This window comes from Pseudoxanthomonas sp. J31 (assembly GCF_000510725.1).
In the GTDB taxonomy this organism is placed as follows: domain Bacteria; phylum Pseudomonadota; class Gammaproteobacteria; order Xanthomonadales; family Xanthomonadaceae; genus Pseudoxanthomonas.
Map to the genome: position 1 here is coordinate 115,060 of NZ_AZNZ01000002.1, position 14,798 is coordinate 129,857.

A 14,798-nucleotide genomic window follows, 5' to 3' on the forward strand; every position below is an offset into this window, starting at 1 on the left:
GCCGCGCGCGATACGGGACAGGCCTCGCCCCGCCGGGAAGGCCAGGAATGCAAGGATTCCGGCAAGTCGCCCCTGCCCGCTCCCGGAAGAGCAGGAAGACCCGGGCGGCGGGGCGTGCAAGGGTCGCCGCCGGTGCGGCTCAGCCGGCCAGCGCCTCCAGCAGCGCGCCGGAAGCCACCAGCTGGACCATGGTGGCGACCTCGCCGTCCAGCGCGCGATCGCGGTCCAGGAACGGCACCGCCTCGCGGATGCGGGCATGGGCCCGGGCCACCGCCGTGCCGGGGTGGAAGGCGTCGGCCGCGGCCAGCTGCGCGCGCAGTTCCTCGACCTCGGCCAGGAAGCGCGCGCGCAGCGGCGCATCCGGCTCCGGGCCACCCTGCACCTTGGCCGCCAGTGCCTGGGCATCGGCGCGCCGGGCCAGCGCGCGGGCGGCGTTGATCATGTCCCGGCGCAGGTCCAGCGCCTGGGCCGCGGTGTACAGCTCCAGCGCCAGCACCTTGCCCAGGTCCTCGACCATGGCCAGCACGTGGCGCGCCTCGTTGGCACCCATCGACACATGGTCCTCGGCATTGGCGCTGGTCGGCACCGAGTACACCGAGGCCGGGTGGGCGCGGCTGGCCAGGTCGTTGACGATCGCCGCGGCGGTGTACTGCACGATCATGTGGCCGGATTCGGTGCCGTCCTCGTTGCCGATCAGGAACGCCGGCAGGCCGTCGTTGGTGGCCGGATCGACCAGCTTGTTCAGCCGGCGCTCGGAGATCGAAGCCAGGGTCGGGATCGCCGCCTTGAGGTAGCTGAGCGCCAGCGCCAGCGGCATGCCGTGGAAGTGGCCGGCGGAGATCACCTGCTCCTCCACGTGCGCCGCGTCGGCCTTGTCCGGGAACACCAGCGGGTTGTCGGTGACCGCGTTGAGCTCGATGTCGAGCACCCGCGCCGCCTGCGCGGCGGCATCGCGCACCGCGCCGTGCACCTGGGGGATGCAGCGCAGCGAATAGCTGTCCTGCGGCTGGTGCTTCTTGCCGCCGCGGAACGGCAGGAAGCGCTGGTAGAACTTCTCGCGCCCGTGGCGCTGGTCGGCCGGCACCCAGTCCCAGCCGATATCGAAACGCAGCCCGCGCGACTCCTCCGTGTCCCAGCTCGATGGCAGCCACGGCCGGAACTTCGGCACCAGGTGGTACGGGATGTCGGCCAGGGTCGAGCCGGAAAGCAGGCGCCGCAGGTTGGCCGCCACCTGCACCTGGCCCGGGTGCGGGCGCAGCGCGTGCACCTCCTCGGCGAACGCGCCCAGGCGCCCGGCGAAGGCGTCGATGGTCATGGCCGCGGCCAGGTCGGCCGTGTCCAGCATCAGCTCCAGCCGGTGCAGCGCCAGCACGCCCATGGCCAGCATCTGCGCGGTGCCGTTGTTCAGCGCCAGGCCTTCCTTGTACGACAGCGACACCGGCTCCAGCCCGGCGCGGCGCAGCGCCTCGGCGCCCGGCATGCGCCGCCCCTCGAAGAACGCCTCGCCGCCGCCCAGCAGGACGATGGCCAGGTGCGACAGCGGCGCCAGGTCGCCGGAGGCGCCGACCGATCCCAGCTGCGGCACCACCGGCACGATGCCGGCGTTGAGCATGGCCGCCATCGCCTCCAGGGTCTGCACCCGGATGCCGGAATGGCCCTTGAGCAGGGTGTTGAGGCGGATGCACAGCATCGCCCGCACCACGTCCGCGGCCATCGGCTCGCCGACGCACACGGCGTGGGTGACGATCAGGTTGCGCTGCAGCTCCTCGTGCAGGGAGCGCCCCGAAGGCGCCGCGCCGGGCAGTTCGTCGCGCAGCGGATGCGCGCCCAGCAGCTTGTCGGCGTTGCTGCCGAAGCCGGTGGACACGCCGTAGATCGGTTCCTCGCGGCGCACCTGCTCGGCGAGGAAGTCCGCCGCGCGCGCCACCGCCTGCAAGGCCTCCGGATCCAGCGCGACCTTCGCGCCTTGGGCCACGGCCACCAGCTGGCCGCGGGTCAGGGATTGCCCGTCGAGACGGATCGTCGTCATGCGCCTGCCTGTTGCGTTGTGCGATGAGGAAGGCGCCGGCGTGCCCGGCGCCGGGAGGCACCGGCCCGCGGCATGGCGGGCCGGGCGGATGGCTCAGCGCCCGGCCAGGGCGCGGGCCTGCTCCAGTTCGACCTTGAGGGTCTCGGCCAGCTCGGCGCGCGGCACGTCGAACTGCTGCTCGCGCACCAGGTCCTTGACCGCGACCACGCCGCGCGCCAGTTCGTCCGGGCCGGCCAGCACCACGAAGCGGATGCCGGCGCGCGAGGCGTACTGGAACTGCTTGCCGATCTTGCGCGGCTCCATCTGCACCTCGGTGTTGATGCCGCCCAGGCGCAGGTGGCGGGCGATGTCCAGGGCGTCGGCCAGCTGGTTCTCGTCCATCAGCGCGACCATGGCCTGCACGCTGCTCTCGGCGATGCCCTCGATCAGCCCGGCCTCGCGCAGCTGCCAGAACAGGCGGGTCAGGCCGATGGAGATGCCCACGCCCGGCAGCTTCGACTTGGTGTAGTGGCTGGCCAGGTCCTCGTAGCGGCCGCCGGAGCAGATCGAGCCGATGCCCGGGTGCTCGACCAGCTGGGTCTCGTAGACGGTACCGGTGTAGTAGTCCAGGCCCCGGGCGATGGAGAAATTCAGGCAGTACGCCGACTCCGGCACGCCCATCGCGCGCACCAGCTCCAGCACCTCGCGCAGTTCGGCGGCGCCGGCGCGCAGCACCTCGCTGGCGCCCTCGCCGGCCTCGGCCAGCACCGCGTCGATCTTCGCCAGTGCGTCGGCGTGCGAGTCCGAACGCACCTCGACGAACGCCAGGATCCGGTCCACGGCCGCGGCCGGCAGGCCGAAGTCCGGGCCGGTCAGGGTCTGGCGCACGTACTCGGGGCCGCGCTTGTCGAGCTTGTCGACCTCGCGCAGGACCAGCGCCTGCTGCTGCGGGTCGGCCACGCCCTGGGCCTCGAAGAAGCCGCGCATCAGCTTGCGGTTGTTGAGCTGCACGCGGAACGCGCCGATCCCCAGCTCGGAGAACACCGAGTGGATCACCGCCAGCACCTCGGCGTCATAGCGGATGGACAGGGTGTCCTTGCCGATGACGTCGATGTCGCACTGGTAGAACTCGCGGAAGCGGCCGCGCTGGGCGCGCTCGCCGCGGTACACGCGCTGCATCTGGTAGCGGCGGAACGGGAAGCTCAGCTCGTGCTCGTGCTCGGCCACGTAGCGCGCCAGCGGCACGGTCAGGTCGAAGCGCAACGCCATCTCCGGCAGGCCGCCGGCCGCGCCCTCGGCGGCGGCGTTGGCCAGCGCACCGGTGGACTGCACGAAATACACCTGCCGCTCGGTCTCGCCGCCGGACTTGGTCAGCAGCACGTCGGACAGTTCGAACACCGGCGTTTCCACCGGCAGGAAGCCGAAGCGTTCATAGTTGCGGCGGATGACGTCGAGCATGCGCTGGAAGGCGATCTGCTCGCGCGGCAGCAGCTCCATGACGCCGGCCGGGGTACGGGGCCTGATCAAGCGGAAAAACTCCTGTGCCAGGGCACGGACGGGATTTGCGATTCTACCGTGTCGGCGGTGCCTGCTGGCGGCGCGTGGATCGCCCCGGCGGGGTACAATGGCGCGCACCCTGTCCTGCGTGCCCGTAATGGCCTGGCCTCCGTTTGATAGTCCCTGCCTCACCCCGCCTCCCGACGAGGCAGGACCGCTGGGCCCCTGCGCGCACTGCCAGGTGCGCCACCTCGCCGTGTGCTCGGTCCTCACCCACGAGGAGATGCACGCGCTGGACGCGGAGGCCAGCAGCCAGCTGCTGGGCCCTGGCGCGGTGCTGGCCCGGCAGGGCGATCCGCGCCGGCACGTGTTCACCGTGGTCCGCGGCGCGCTGCGCATGGTGCGGCTGGCCGCCGACGGCCGCCGCCAGGTGGCCGGCTTCGCCCTGCCGGGCGATTTCGTCGGCCTCAGCGGTTCGCCGACCTACCGCCACGACGTGGAGGCGCTGGGCGAGACCGAGCTGTGCCGCTTCGGCATCGACGCGATGCGGCGCCTGGGCGAGCGCTATCCGCAGCTGCGCGAGAAGCTGTTCGAGCGCGCCTGCGTGGAGCTGGACTCGGCCCGCGACCAGATGATGGCCCTGGCGCGCATGAACCCGATCGAGCGCATGGCCGACTTCCTGCTCAAGCTGGCCGCGCGCGAGGCGCGCGCCGGCAACCCCGGCCCGATGGTGGCGCTGCCGATGCCGCGCGCCGACATCGCCGACCACCTGGGCCTGACCGTGGAAACGGTCAGCCGCTGCCTTACCACCCTGCGCGGCAAGGGCCTGATCGCGGTGCCGGAGACCTACCGCATCGAGATCCTGGATTTCGCCGGGCTCGAGTCCCTGCGCGCGGCCTGATCCGGCGCCGCGCAACCCGCGCTACACCTCCTGCAAGCGCCCCTGCTCCAGCCGCAGCCGCCGCCACGGCAGCGCGGCCGGCACCGGCGCGTGCGAGACCAGCAGCAGGCTGCGCCGCCCCAGCGCCCGCTCCAGGTCCAGCAGCAGGGCTTCGGCGGCGTCCACGTCCAGGCCTTCCAGCGGTTCGTCCAGCAGCAGCAGCGGCCCGGGCCTGAGCAGGGCGCGGGCCAGCGCCAGCCGCCGCGCCTCGCCGCCGGACAACAGCGCCCCGCCCTCGCCGGCCTCGCAGTCCAGCCCGCCGGCGGCGCGCACCCGTGCGTCCAGGCGCAGGGCTTCGAGCGCGCGCCACATCGCCGCCTCGCCGGCCTGCGGATCGCCCATCCGCAGGTTGGCGCGCACGCTGCCGGCGAACACCGGCGCGTCCTGCGGCGCCCAGGCCAGGCGCGCATGCCAGTCGGCCTGGTGGAACCGGCGCAGGTCGATCCCGGCCCAGGCGATACGCCCGGCCTGCGGCTCGAGTACGCGCAATACCAGGGCCAGCAGGGTGCTCTTGCCGCTGCCGCTGTCGCCGGCCACCACCACCCGCTCCCCGGGGCGCAGGCGCAGGTCCAGCCCGTCCAGCAGGGCGCGCCCGTCCGGATGGGCGAAACACACCTCTTCCAGGTGCAGCGCGCCGCGCTCCGGCACTGGCACCGGCCGCGGCGGATCGCCCACCGCCGGCGGCTGCGCGACCAGCGCGTGCAGGCGGCGCGCCGAGGCCTGCCCGGCCAGCAACGCCTGCCAGGCCAGGCCGGCACCGGCCCAGGTTTCCAGCAGGGCCAGGGTGGCGAAGCCCAGGGCGGCCGCCTCGACCGCCCCGATCCGCCCCGCGTGCGCGGCCTGCAGCGACAGCGCGAGCATCGCCAGCAAGGTGGCCGCGCCAACCAGCGACATGCCCATTGCGGCGGCGGAAACGCGACGCTGGCGCTGGCGTCCGGCCCGTGCCAGGCGCGCGGCCGCCGCGTCCACCCGCGCCGCCCAGGCCCGGGTGGCGCCCATCGCAGCCAGGTCCGCGGCCCCCTCGATGCCCTCGTGCACCCGCACCCGCAGGCGCTCCTGCAGGCGCACGTCGCGCGCCTCGCGGCGCAACCCGTCCCAGGCCACCGGCAGGGCCGAAGCCGGCCCCAGCAGCAGCATCGCCGCGGCCAGCACCAGGCCGGCTTCCGGCAGGATCCAGGCCGCCCAGGCGACCGCCGCCAGGCCGAGGCCGAGCATTGCCAGCAGCGGCCCCAGCGCGCGTACCAGCCGCCCTTCCACCTGCGCGATGTCGTCCAGCAACCGCGCCATCAGCGCGCCGGTACGCATCCGTCCCAGCCGCGCAGGGGCCAGCGGCAGGGCGCGGCGGAAGAACCAGCTGCGCAGGTCGCGCGCCAGGCGCAGCATGGCGTCGTGGCCGAGCAGCTTCTCGAAGTAGCGCGAGGCGATGCGGGCGAAGGTCAGCGCGCGGATCCCGGCCGAGGGCGAGAAGAAGTTGAAGCCGCTGGCGGCCCCCGCGGCCAGCGCGCAGGCGGTGATGAAGCCGCCGGCCAGGCCCAGCAGCGCGGTGCCGGCCAGCATGGTCGCCAGCAGCACGGCGACCACCGCGGCCATGCGCGCCCGCCGCCCCGGTGGGAACGGCTGCAGCGGGTCCTCGTGCCGGCTCATGGCGCCACCCCCAGCGCCGGGCGGATGCGCCCGGACGGCAGATCCAGCACGCGCCCGGCCCAGCGCATCACCCGCGGGCTATGGGTGGCCACCAGCACCGCGCAGCCGGGCGCATGGCGCGCCAGCGCTTCCAGCAGGGCCGCTTCGGTGCCCGGGTCGAGGAACGCGGTCGGCTCGTCCAGCAACAGCAGTTGCGGCCGCCGCAGCAGCGCCCGCGCCAGGGCCACGCGCCGCGCCTCGCCGCCGGACAGGCCGTAGCCGCGCTCGCCGACCGGCGTGTCCAGCCCGCGCGGCAACTGCCGGGCAAAGCGCAGCACCTGGGCAGCCTCGGCCGCGGCGTGCAGTTCGCCCGCATCCTGCGCAGCGGCCAGGCGCAGGTTGCCGGCCAGGCTGTCCTGGAACAGCCAGGGTCGCTGCCCGGCATGGCCGCAACGCACGCCCCCGGCGATCGCGATGCTGCCCTCCAGCGGCGCGACCCAGCCGGCGATGGCCTCCAGCAGCAGGCTCTTGCCGCAGCCGCTGGGCCCGGCGAGGGCCAGCCGTTCGCCGGGCTGCAGCTCGAACTCCAGACCCTCGAACAGCGGCGCGGCCCCGGGCTCGGGTGCCAGGGCCAACGCATGCACCCGCAACAGCGGCGCTGGCCGGGCGCCGGTCGCTGGAGGCTCCGGCGCCGGTTCCGGCGCGTGCGCAGGGGCGGCCACGCCCGGCAACCGGCCAAGCACGTCCTCCACTTCCGCCGCCGCGGCCAGGGCGGCGGCGCGATCGTGGTAATGCGTGCCCAGCCGGCGCATCGGGGCGAAGAAATCCGGCGCCAGCAGCAGGCAGAACAGGCCGGTGCGCAGGTCCGGGGCCAGCTCCAGCGGCAACATGCCCAGGTAGCCGAGGCCGAAATACAGCGCCACGATCGCCACGCTCAGCGAGGCGAAGAATTCCAGCACCGCCGAGGACAGGAAGGCGATGCGCAGCACGCGCATGCTGCGCTCGCGCAGGCCCTCCGCCGCGGCGGCGATTCCGGCCAGTTCCGCCTCGCCGCGGCCGTACAGCCGGATCAGGCCCAGCCCGCGCAGGCGGTCGGCGAAATGCCCGCCCATCCGTGCCAGCTCGGCCAGCTGCGCGCGGCTGGCGGATTCGGCGCCCCACCCGACCAGCGCCATCGAGACCGGCAGCAGCGGCGCGGCGAACAGCAGCAGCAGGCCCGGCACGAGGTCGGCGGCGGCCACCGCCAGCAGCAGGACCGGCGGCACCCACGCGACCTCGGCGCGTGCCAGGCGGTACCCGGCGTGGTAGTCGCCGGCCGCCTCGGCATGCGACAGTACCAGTTCGGCCAGCGCCCCGCTGCGCTGGCGGCGCAACCAGCGCGGGCCGCGCGCATGCAGCGCCGCCCATGCGCACCGGCGCAGTTCCTGGCGCACGCCTTCGGCCAGGTCGCCGGCGGCAATGCCGGCGCGCCAGGCCAGCACCGCGCGCGTAGCCAGGCAGCCCCCCAGCAGCAGGAACAGCGGCAGCGTCCCGTCCAGGCCCCGGCCCCGCGCCAGCACCGCATCCAGCAGCACGGCGATCGCCCAGGCCTGCGGCAACAGCAGCCAGCCGCCGGCCACGGTGCAGGCCACCGCCAGCCGCCGCGCGCCGCGAGCGGCGTCGCCCAGTCCGTCCAGCCAGCGCTCGCGCCGGACGCGGGCGTCCTGGTCGTCGGTTGCGGCTGGATCGGCGGTCACGGCCAACGGCGGTCCCTCGCTCCCGGAATTCCGGCAGTCTAGGGCCGATGGCGTGACCGCAAACGCAAAGAGCGGGCCGTAGCCCGCTCCTTACGCGTATCCGGCGATGTGGCGGCGCTTACTGCGCCACGCCCTCGCCTTCCTCGACGGCCTTGATCGACAGGCGGATGCGGCCCTGCTTGTCGACTTCCAGCACCTTGACCTTGACCACGTCGCCTTCCTTGAGCTTGTCGGAGACCTTCTCCACGCGCTCGCTGGAGATCTGCGAGACGTGCACCAGGCCGTCCTTGCCCGGCAGGATGGTCACGAACGCGCCGAAGTCCATGATCTTGGCGACCTTGCCCTCGTAGATCCGGCCCGGCTCCACGTCCGAGGTGATCTGCTCGATGCGGGCCTTGGCGGCCTGGGCGGCGGCGGCGTTGACCGAGGCGATGACGATGGTGCCGTCGTCCTGGATGTCGATCTGGGTGCCGGTCTCCTTGGTGATGCCCTGGATGGTGGCGCCACCCTTGCCGATCACCTCGCGGATCTTGTCCGGGTGGATCTTGATGGTCAGCAGGCGCGGCGCGAACTCCGACAGCTCGGCGCGCGGCGCGGTGATGGCCTTGGCCATCTCGCCGAGGATGTGCAGGCGGCCGGCCTTGGCCTGCTCCAGGGCCTGCTTCATGATCTCCTCGGTGATGCCCTCGATCTTGATGTCCATCTGCAGGGCGGACACGCCGTCGGCGGTGCCGGCGACCTTGAAGTCCATGTCGCCCAGGTGGTCCTCGTCGCCGAGGATGTCCGACAGCACCACGAAGCGGTCGCCTTCCTTCACCAGGCCCATGGCGATGCCCGCCACCGGGGCCTTCACCGGCACGCCGGCGTCCATCAGCGCCAGCGAGCTGCCGCAGACCGAGGCCATGGACGAGGAACCGTTGGACTCGGTGATCTCCGAGACCACGCGCACGGTGTACGGGAACTCCTCGAGGGTCGGCATCACCGCCAGCACGCCGCGCTTGGCCAGGCGGCCGTGGCCGATCTCGCGGCGCTTGGGCGCGCCGAAGCGGCCGCACTCGCCCACCGAGTACGGCGGGAAGTTGTAGTGGAACAGGAAGTTCTCGCGGTACTCGCCGCTGACGGCGTCGATGATCTGGCCGTCGCGGGCGGTGCCCAGGGTGGTGACCACGATGGCCTGGGTCTCGCCGCGGGTGAACATGGCCGAGCCGTGGGTACGCGGCAGCACGCCGGTCTTCACGGTGATCGGGCGCACGGTGTCCAGGGCGCGGCCGTCGATGCGGACCTTGGTCTCCAGGACCGCGTCGCGCATGGTGCGGTACTCCAGCTCGCCGAACTCCTTGGCCACCTCGGCCGGGTCCCAGCCCTCGGCGGCCACGCGCTCGGCCAGCTGCTCGCTGACATCCTTCTTGATCGCGGCGATGGCGTCGCGGCGCTCCAGCTTGTCGCGGATCTTGAAGGCCTCGGCCAGGCGGTTGCCGACGGCCTGCTTCAGCGCGGCGACCAGCGCCTCGTTCTTCGCCGGCGGCACCCAGTCGCTGGGCTTGACGCCGGCCTCGGCGACCAGCTCGTTGATCGCGTTGATGACCTTCTGCATCTCGCGGTGGCCGAAGGTGACCGCGCCGAGCATCACTTCCTCGCTCAGCAGCTGGGCCTCGGACTCGACCATCAGCACGGCGTTGGCGGTGCCGGCGACGACCAGCTCCAGCTTGGACTCGGCCAGCTCGGAGGTGGTCGGGTTGAGGATGTACTGGCCGTCCTTGTAGCCGACCTTGGCGGCGCCGATCGGGCCCTTGAACGGGGTGCCGGCCAGCGACAGCGCCGCGGAGGCGCCGATCAGGGCCGGGATGTCGCCGTCGATCTCCGGGTTCAGCGACATCACCGTGGCGATGATCTGGACCTCGTTCTTGTATTCCTCGGGGAACAGCGGGCGGATCGGGCGGTCGATCAGGCGCGAAACCAGCGTTTCCTTCTCGGTCGGACGGCCTTCGCGCTTGAAGAAGCCGCCGGGGATGCGGCCGCCGGCGTAGAACTTCTCCTGGTAGTCAACGGTGAGCGGGAAGAAGTCCTGGCCTTCACGCGCGCTCTTGGCGGCGACGGCGGTGACCAGCAGTACGGTGTCGTCCATCTTGACGATGACGGCGCCACTGGCCTGGCGGGCGACCTCGCCCGTTTCCAGGGTCACGGTGTGTTTGCCGTACTGGAAGGTTTTGGTGATTTTTGCCACGTCGGTTCCTTGGGGAATCTGCTTGCGATTGACCGGTGACGGCCCTTGCCGGCAACGGGTGGCCGGAGAAGCCCGGCCGCTTGCGGGTGTTGCGCCCCGGTGGTCCCGGGGACGGGCGCCCGCGGTGCTTTGCCGGCGCCCAAATGCAAACCGCGGCGCATCTCTGCGCCGCGGCGGGAAGGTACGTCAGCGACGCAGGCCGAGCTTCTCGATCAGGGCCTTGTAGCGCTCGTTGTCCTTGCGCTTGAGGTAGTCGAGCAGGCTGCGGCGGCGGTTGACCAGCTGCAGCAGGCCACGGCGGCTGTGGTGGTCCTTCTTGTGGATCTTGAAGTGCTCGGTCAGCTGCTCGATGCGGGCGGTCAGCAGGGCGACCTGGACTTCCGGGGAGCCGGTGTCGTTGGCGCCGCGCGCGTTGTCGGCGATGATCTTCTGGGTGTCGATGGACATGGTTTCTCTCTTGGATGCGAGGCTGGCAGGAACGCGCTGGTGCGCACCGCCTGGCCCGCCGCTTGCTTGAAGGCCGCCCTTGGAACCGGCGGGAATGATTGCCTGGGAAAAAAGGCGCGCGAATTGTAACCCCCCGCCGGGGGCCGAACAAGGCAAAACCGGTGCCGCCGGGCGGCCGCCTCAGGCCCCGGCGGTGTTCCTGAACAGCCGTTGCGGCGCCAGCAGCCCGCCCGGCTCCACCCGTCCCAGCCCCAGCGCCTTGCCGTCGGGGCCGTGGACCGCCACCGGGTCGGCCGCGGCCCAGGGCCCGCGCAGGCGCTGGCCCTGGCCCAGGCGCGCGGCCTGGGCGGCATCCAGGTCGACCCGCGGGAAGCCCGCCAGGCCCGCCTCCGGCGGCAGCAGGCAGGCCTCGAGCGCGGCTTCGCCGCCCTCCTCCGCGAGCTGCTGCAGCTGCTCCAGGGTGAACATGGCCGGCGCGGTGAAGGGCTCCACCCACAGCCGGCGCAGGCTGGCGATGTGCGCGCCGCAGCCCAGGACCTCGCCCAGGTCGCGGGCCAGGCTGCGGATGTAGGTGCCCGTGCCGCAGGTCACGCGCAGGCGCAGGAAGGCCGGCTGCATCTCCAGCAGCTCGATGGCGTGGACCTGCACCTGGCGCACCGGGGCCTCGATCACCTCGCCGCGGCGGGCGCGGGCGTACAGCGGCTCGCCGCCCTGCTTGAGCGCCGAGTACACCGGGGCGCGCTGCTGCAGGGTGCCGACGAAGCCGGCCAGCGCGCCCACGACCGCGGCATGGTCCAGCCCGGGGACCGGCCGCTGGCGCAGCACCTGGCCGTCGGCATCGTCGGTGTCGGTGGTGGTGCCGAGCACGATCCCGGCCTCGTAGGCCTTGTCCGAGCCCAGCAGCAGGCCGGCCAGCTTGGTGGCCTCGCCGAAGCACAGCGGCAGCAGGCCGGTGGCCAGCGGGTCGAGGCTGCCGGTATGGCCGCCCTTCTCGGCACGGAACAGGCGGCGGGCCGCCTGCAGGGCGGCGTTGGAACTCATCCCCGCGGGCTTGTCCAGCAGCAGGATGCCGTCGAGCGGACGGAACTTGGTCTTGGTGCGGGTCATCGGGGAACGTCCTGGCGGCCGGGTGGCCGGCCCGGGAGGCCGGCGCCGGCCGGGACGGCGTGGATGCTTACTCGTCGGCCGGGGCCGGCGGATTTTCCTTCAGCAGGATCTCGATGCGCTCGCCGCGGTCGACCGAATCGTCGTAATGGAAGTGCAGCTCCGGCACGTGGCGCAGCTTGACCCGGCGGGCCAGCTCCATGCGCAGCTCGCGCGCCATCTCCTTGAGCGCCTTGACCGCCTCGGCCGAACGGTCCGGCAGCAGCGCGGTGACGAACACCTTGGCATGGGCCAGGTCGCGGGTGACTTCCACGTCGGACACGCTCACCGACGGCAGCCCGTGCTCGCGCACGGCCTCGTGCACCAGGGTGCCCAGTTCGCGGCGCAGCTGCGCCGAGACGCGGCCGGTTCGATGGAAGGATTTGGTCGGCATCTGCGGACTCCTTGCCGGGCGCGGCGCCCGGTCTTGCCTGCGGGCCGGCGGCCCGCCACTGCAGGCCGCCAGGTGGCGGCCCGGAAACGGCGGGACGGCCGCGAGGGCCGTCCCGTCGTCGCGGGCGCCGGCACGGCCTCCATGGCCGCCGGCGCCGCGCAGGTCACAGCGTGCGCTGGACCTCGATTCGCTCGAAGCACTCGATCTGGTCGCCCGGCTTGACGTCGTTGTACTCCTTCACGCCGATGCCGCACTCGGTGCCGCTGCGCACCTCGTCCACGTTCTCCTTGAAGCGGCGCAGCGATTCCAGCTCGCCCTCGAAGATGACCGTGTTGTCGCGCAGCACGCGGATCGGCTTGTTCCGCTTGACCACGCCCTCCACGACCATGCAGCCGGCGACCGCGCCGAACTTGGAGCTGCGGAAGACCTCGCGCACCTCGGCGATGCCGATGATCTCCTCGCGGATCTCCACGCCCAGCAGGCCCGAAGCCACCTGCTTCACCTGGTCGATCACGTCGTAGATGATCGAGAAGTAGCGCAGGTCCACGCCGTTGGCCTCGATGATCTTGCGGGCCGAGGCGTCGGCGCGGACGTTGAAGCCGATCACGGTGGCCTTGGTGGTCACGGCGATGTTGGCGTCGGACTCGGTGATGCCGCCCACGCCGGAGCTGATCACGTTGATCCGGATCTCGTCGTTGGACAGCGCGGTGAGCGACTGCTTGAGCGCCTCCACCGAGCCCTGGACATCGGCCTTGACCAGCAGGTTGAGGACCTGCTGGCCCTCGCCCTTGCCCATCTGCGCCATGATGTCTTCCATGCGGTTGCCCGCGGCCTGGACCAGGCGCGATTCGCGGCGCTTGGCGTCGCGCTGCTGCGCCACGTCCTTGGCCAGGCGCTCGTCCTTGACCACCACGAAGTCGTCGCCGGCGTCCGGCACGCCGGACAGGCCCAGGACCTGCACCGGGATCGACGGGCCGGCCGAGTTCGGCTGGCCGCCGGTCTCGTCGAACAGGGCGCGGACGCGGCCGTAGTGCACGCCGCACACCAGGTAGTCGCCCTTCTTCAGCTGGCCCTGCTGGACCAGCACGGTGGCGACCGGGCCGCGGCCCTTGTCCAGCGCCGACTCGATGACCACGCCGCTGGCGTTGCCGTCCGGCACCGCCTTCAGCTCCAGCAGTTCGGCCTGCAGCGAGATGGCGTCGAGCAGGTCGTCCACGCCCATGCCGGTCTTGGCCGACAGCTCCACCATCTGGGTGTCGCCACCGAAGTCCTCGGCCACGACCTGCTCGTTGAGCAGTTCGTTCTTGACCCGCATCGGGTCGGCCGTGGACTTGTCGATCTTGTTGATCGCCACGATCAGCGGCACGCCGGCCGCCTTCGCGTGCTGGATCGCCTCCTTGGTCTGCGGCATGACGCCGTCGTCGGCCGCGACCACCAGGACCACGATGTCGGTGATCTTGGCGCCGCGCGCGCGCATCGAGGTGAACGCGGCGTGGCCCGGGGTATCCAGGAAGCTGATCACGCCCTTGGGCGTTTCGACGTGGTAGGCGCCGATGTGCTGGGTGATGCCGCCGGCCTCGCCCGAGGCGACCTTGGTGCGGCGGATGTAGTCCAGCAGCGAGGTCTTGCCGTGGTCGACGTGGCCCATGATGGTGACCACCGGCGGACGCGGCGCCGGCTCGCCCTGGGCGCGCTCGACCTGCGCCAGCAGCTCGCTCTCGGCGTCGTCGGTCTCGGCGCGCACGGCCTTGTGGCCCAGCTCTTCGGTGACCAGCACCGCGGTGTCGTGGTCGATGGACTGGTTGATGGTGGCCATCACGCCCATCTTGAACAGCGCCTTGACCACGTCGCCGCCCTTCATGGCCAGCTTCTGCGCCAGGTCGGCCACGGTGATCGAGTCGCCGATGGCGACCTCGCGCACCACCGGCGCGGTCGGGCGCTCGAAGCCGCCCACGCCGCCGCCGTTGCCGCCGCCGCGGCTGTCCTGGCGGCGCTGCGGCTTGCCGCCGCGCCCGCCCGGGCGGGCGGTGGAACGGCGTGCGCGGTCGGCGGCCGACAGGTGCAGCTGGCCGGCGAAGCGCGCCGGGGTGTCGTCGTCGTCGGCGATGGCGTGCCCGCCGCGGCCCTTGTGCTTGGGCGCGGCACGGCTGTCCTCGGCCGCGCGCGGCGCCGGGCGCGCCGGACGGGCCGGCGCCGGCTCGGCCGGCTCCGGCTCGGGCGCGGCCTCGCGCTCCTGCTGCCGGGCCGCCTCCTCGGCTGCCTTGCGCTCCTCTTCCTGGCGCTTGCGCTCGGCCTCTTCCTCCTGGCGCTTGCGCTCGGCTTCCTCGGCGCGCTGGCGGTCCAGCTCGGCCAGGCGCTGCTGCTCGGCGAGGTTGCGCTGGCGGGATTCCTCCAGCTTGCGCAGCACCTCGGCGCGCTCGTCGTCCACCGGCGCCTCGGGGGGAGCCGCCTCGGTGGCCTTGATGTAGGTGCGCTTCTGGCGGACCTCGACGGCGACGGTGGTCTTGCTGCGGCCGCCGCCGACGGTCAGTTCCTGCACCTTGCGCCGGGCCAGGGTGATCTTCTTCGGCGCAGCGATCTCTTCGGCCGGAGCCGCCGAGCCCTTGCCGTGGGTACGGCGCAGGAAGCCGAGCAGCTTGATCTTCTCGGCACTGGTCACGACCTGGTCGGGACCGCTGAACTTCATGCCGGCCTCGGCCAGCTGCTCCAGCAGCTTCTCGACCGGGGTGTTGACCAGCTCGGCGAGCTTGCGAATGGTGGTTTGCTGCGACATTCGGATCCTATGC

General features: G+C 72.5%; 10 protein-coding genes. 1 reads left to right on the forward strand and 9 read right to left on the reverse strand.

From position 1 onward, the window contains the following. Nucleotides 1-139 precede the first annotated feature (139 nt). The gene (locus PSEJ31_RS0103815) at nucleotides 140-2,029 is read right to left on the reverse strand and encodes an aromatic amino acid lyase (protein ID WP_019399707.1); all 1,890 of its coding nucleotides are present in this window, start codon (nucleotides 2,027-2,029) and stop codon (nucleotides 140-142) included. 93 nt (nucleotides 2,030-2,122) lie between these two features. Then, nucleotides 2,123-3,535 (reverse strand): histidine--tRNA ligase, encoded by a 1,413-nt coding sequence (gene hisS / locus PSEJ31_RS0103820; protein WP_028914703.1) that lies wholly within the window; start codon nucleotides 3,533-3,535, stop codon nucleotides 2,123-2,125. 211 nt (nucleotides 3,536-3,746) lie between these two features. Here hisS and PSEJ31_RS0103825 point away from each other — a divergent pair, with 211 nt between their 5' ends. Next, on the forward strand, nucleotides 3,747-4,406 hold the full coding sequence (locus PSEJ31_RS0103825) for a helix-turn-helix domain-containing protein (protein WP_019399705.1): 660 nt from the start codon (nucleotides 3,747-3,749) through the stop codon (nucleotides 4,404-4,406). Between the two features lie 21 nt (nucleotides 4,407-4,427). Here PSEJ31_RS0103825 and cydC read toward each other — a convergent pair whose 3' ends face one another. From cydC to infB, 7 genes are all read right to left on the reverse strand, one after another. Beyond that, nucleotides 4,428-6,089: a thiol reductant ABC exporter subunit CydC gene (gene cydC / locus PSEJ31_RS0103830; protein WP_028914704.1), complete on the reverse strand. Its 1,662-nt coding sequence runs from the start codon at nucleotides 6,087-6,089 to the stop codon at nucleotides 4,428-4,430. Next, nucleotides 6,086-7,810 carry a thiol reductant ABC exporter subunit CydD gene (gene cydD, locus PSEJ31_RS0103835; RefSeq protein WP_028914705.1) on the reverse strand — a complete coding sequence of 575 codons (1,725 nt, stop codon included), beginning with the start codon at nucleotides 7,808-7,810 and terminating at the stop codon, nucleotides 6,086-6,088. Before cydD ends, cydC begins: the two co-directional genes overlap by 4 nt. A gap of 112 nt (nucleotides 7,811-7,922) precedes the next feature. Next, nucleotides 7,923-10,028 (reverse strand): polyribonucleotide nucleotidyltransferase, encoded by a 2,106-nt coding sequence (gene pnp, locus PSEJ31_RS0103840; protein WP_019399702.1) that lies wholly within the window; start codon nucleotides 10,026-10,028, stop codon nucleotides 7,923-7,925. Between the two features lie 186 nt (nucleotides 10,029-10,214). Continuing rightward, a complete protein-coding gene (rpsO, locus tag PSEJ31_RS0103845) occupies nucleotides 10,215-10,475 on the reverse strand; it encodes a 30S ribosomal protein S15 (RefSeq protein WP_019399701.1) in 261 nt (86 codons plus the stop codon). Nucleotides 10,476-10,655: 180 nt separating this feature from the next. Continuing rightward, nucleotides 10,656-11,582 (reverse strand): tRNA pseudouridine(55) synthase TruB, encoded by a 927-nt coding sequence (truB, locus tag PSEJ31_RS0103850; protein ID WP_028914706.1) that lies wholly within the window; start codon nucleotides 11,580-11,582, stop codon nucleotides 10,656-10,658. Nucleotides 11,583-11,649: 67 nt separating this feature from the next. Then, nucleotides 11,650-12,012, reverse strand: a complete 363-nt coding sequence (gene rbfA, locus PSEJ31_RS0103855; protein ID WP_028914707.1) for a 30S ribosome-binding factor RbfA — start codon at nucleotides 12,010-12,012, stop codon at nucleotides 11,650-11,652. A 163-nt stretch (nucleotides 12,013-12,175) separates the two neighbouring features. Continuing rightward, complete coding sequence (gene infB, locus PSEJ31_RS0103860) at nucleotides 12,176-14,785, reverse strand: translation initiation factor IF-2 (RefSeq protein WP_028914708.1); 2,610 nt, start codon at nucleotides 14,783-14,785, stop codon at nucleotides 12,176-12,178. Nucleotides 14,786-14,798: the final 13 nt, after the last annotated feature.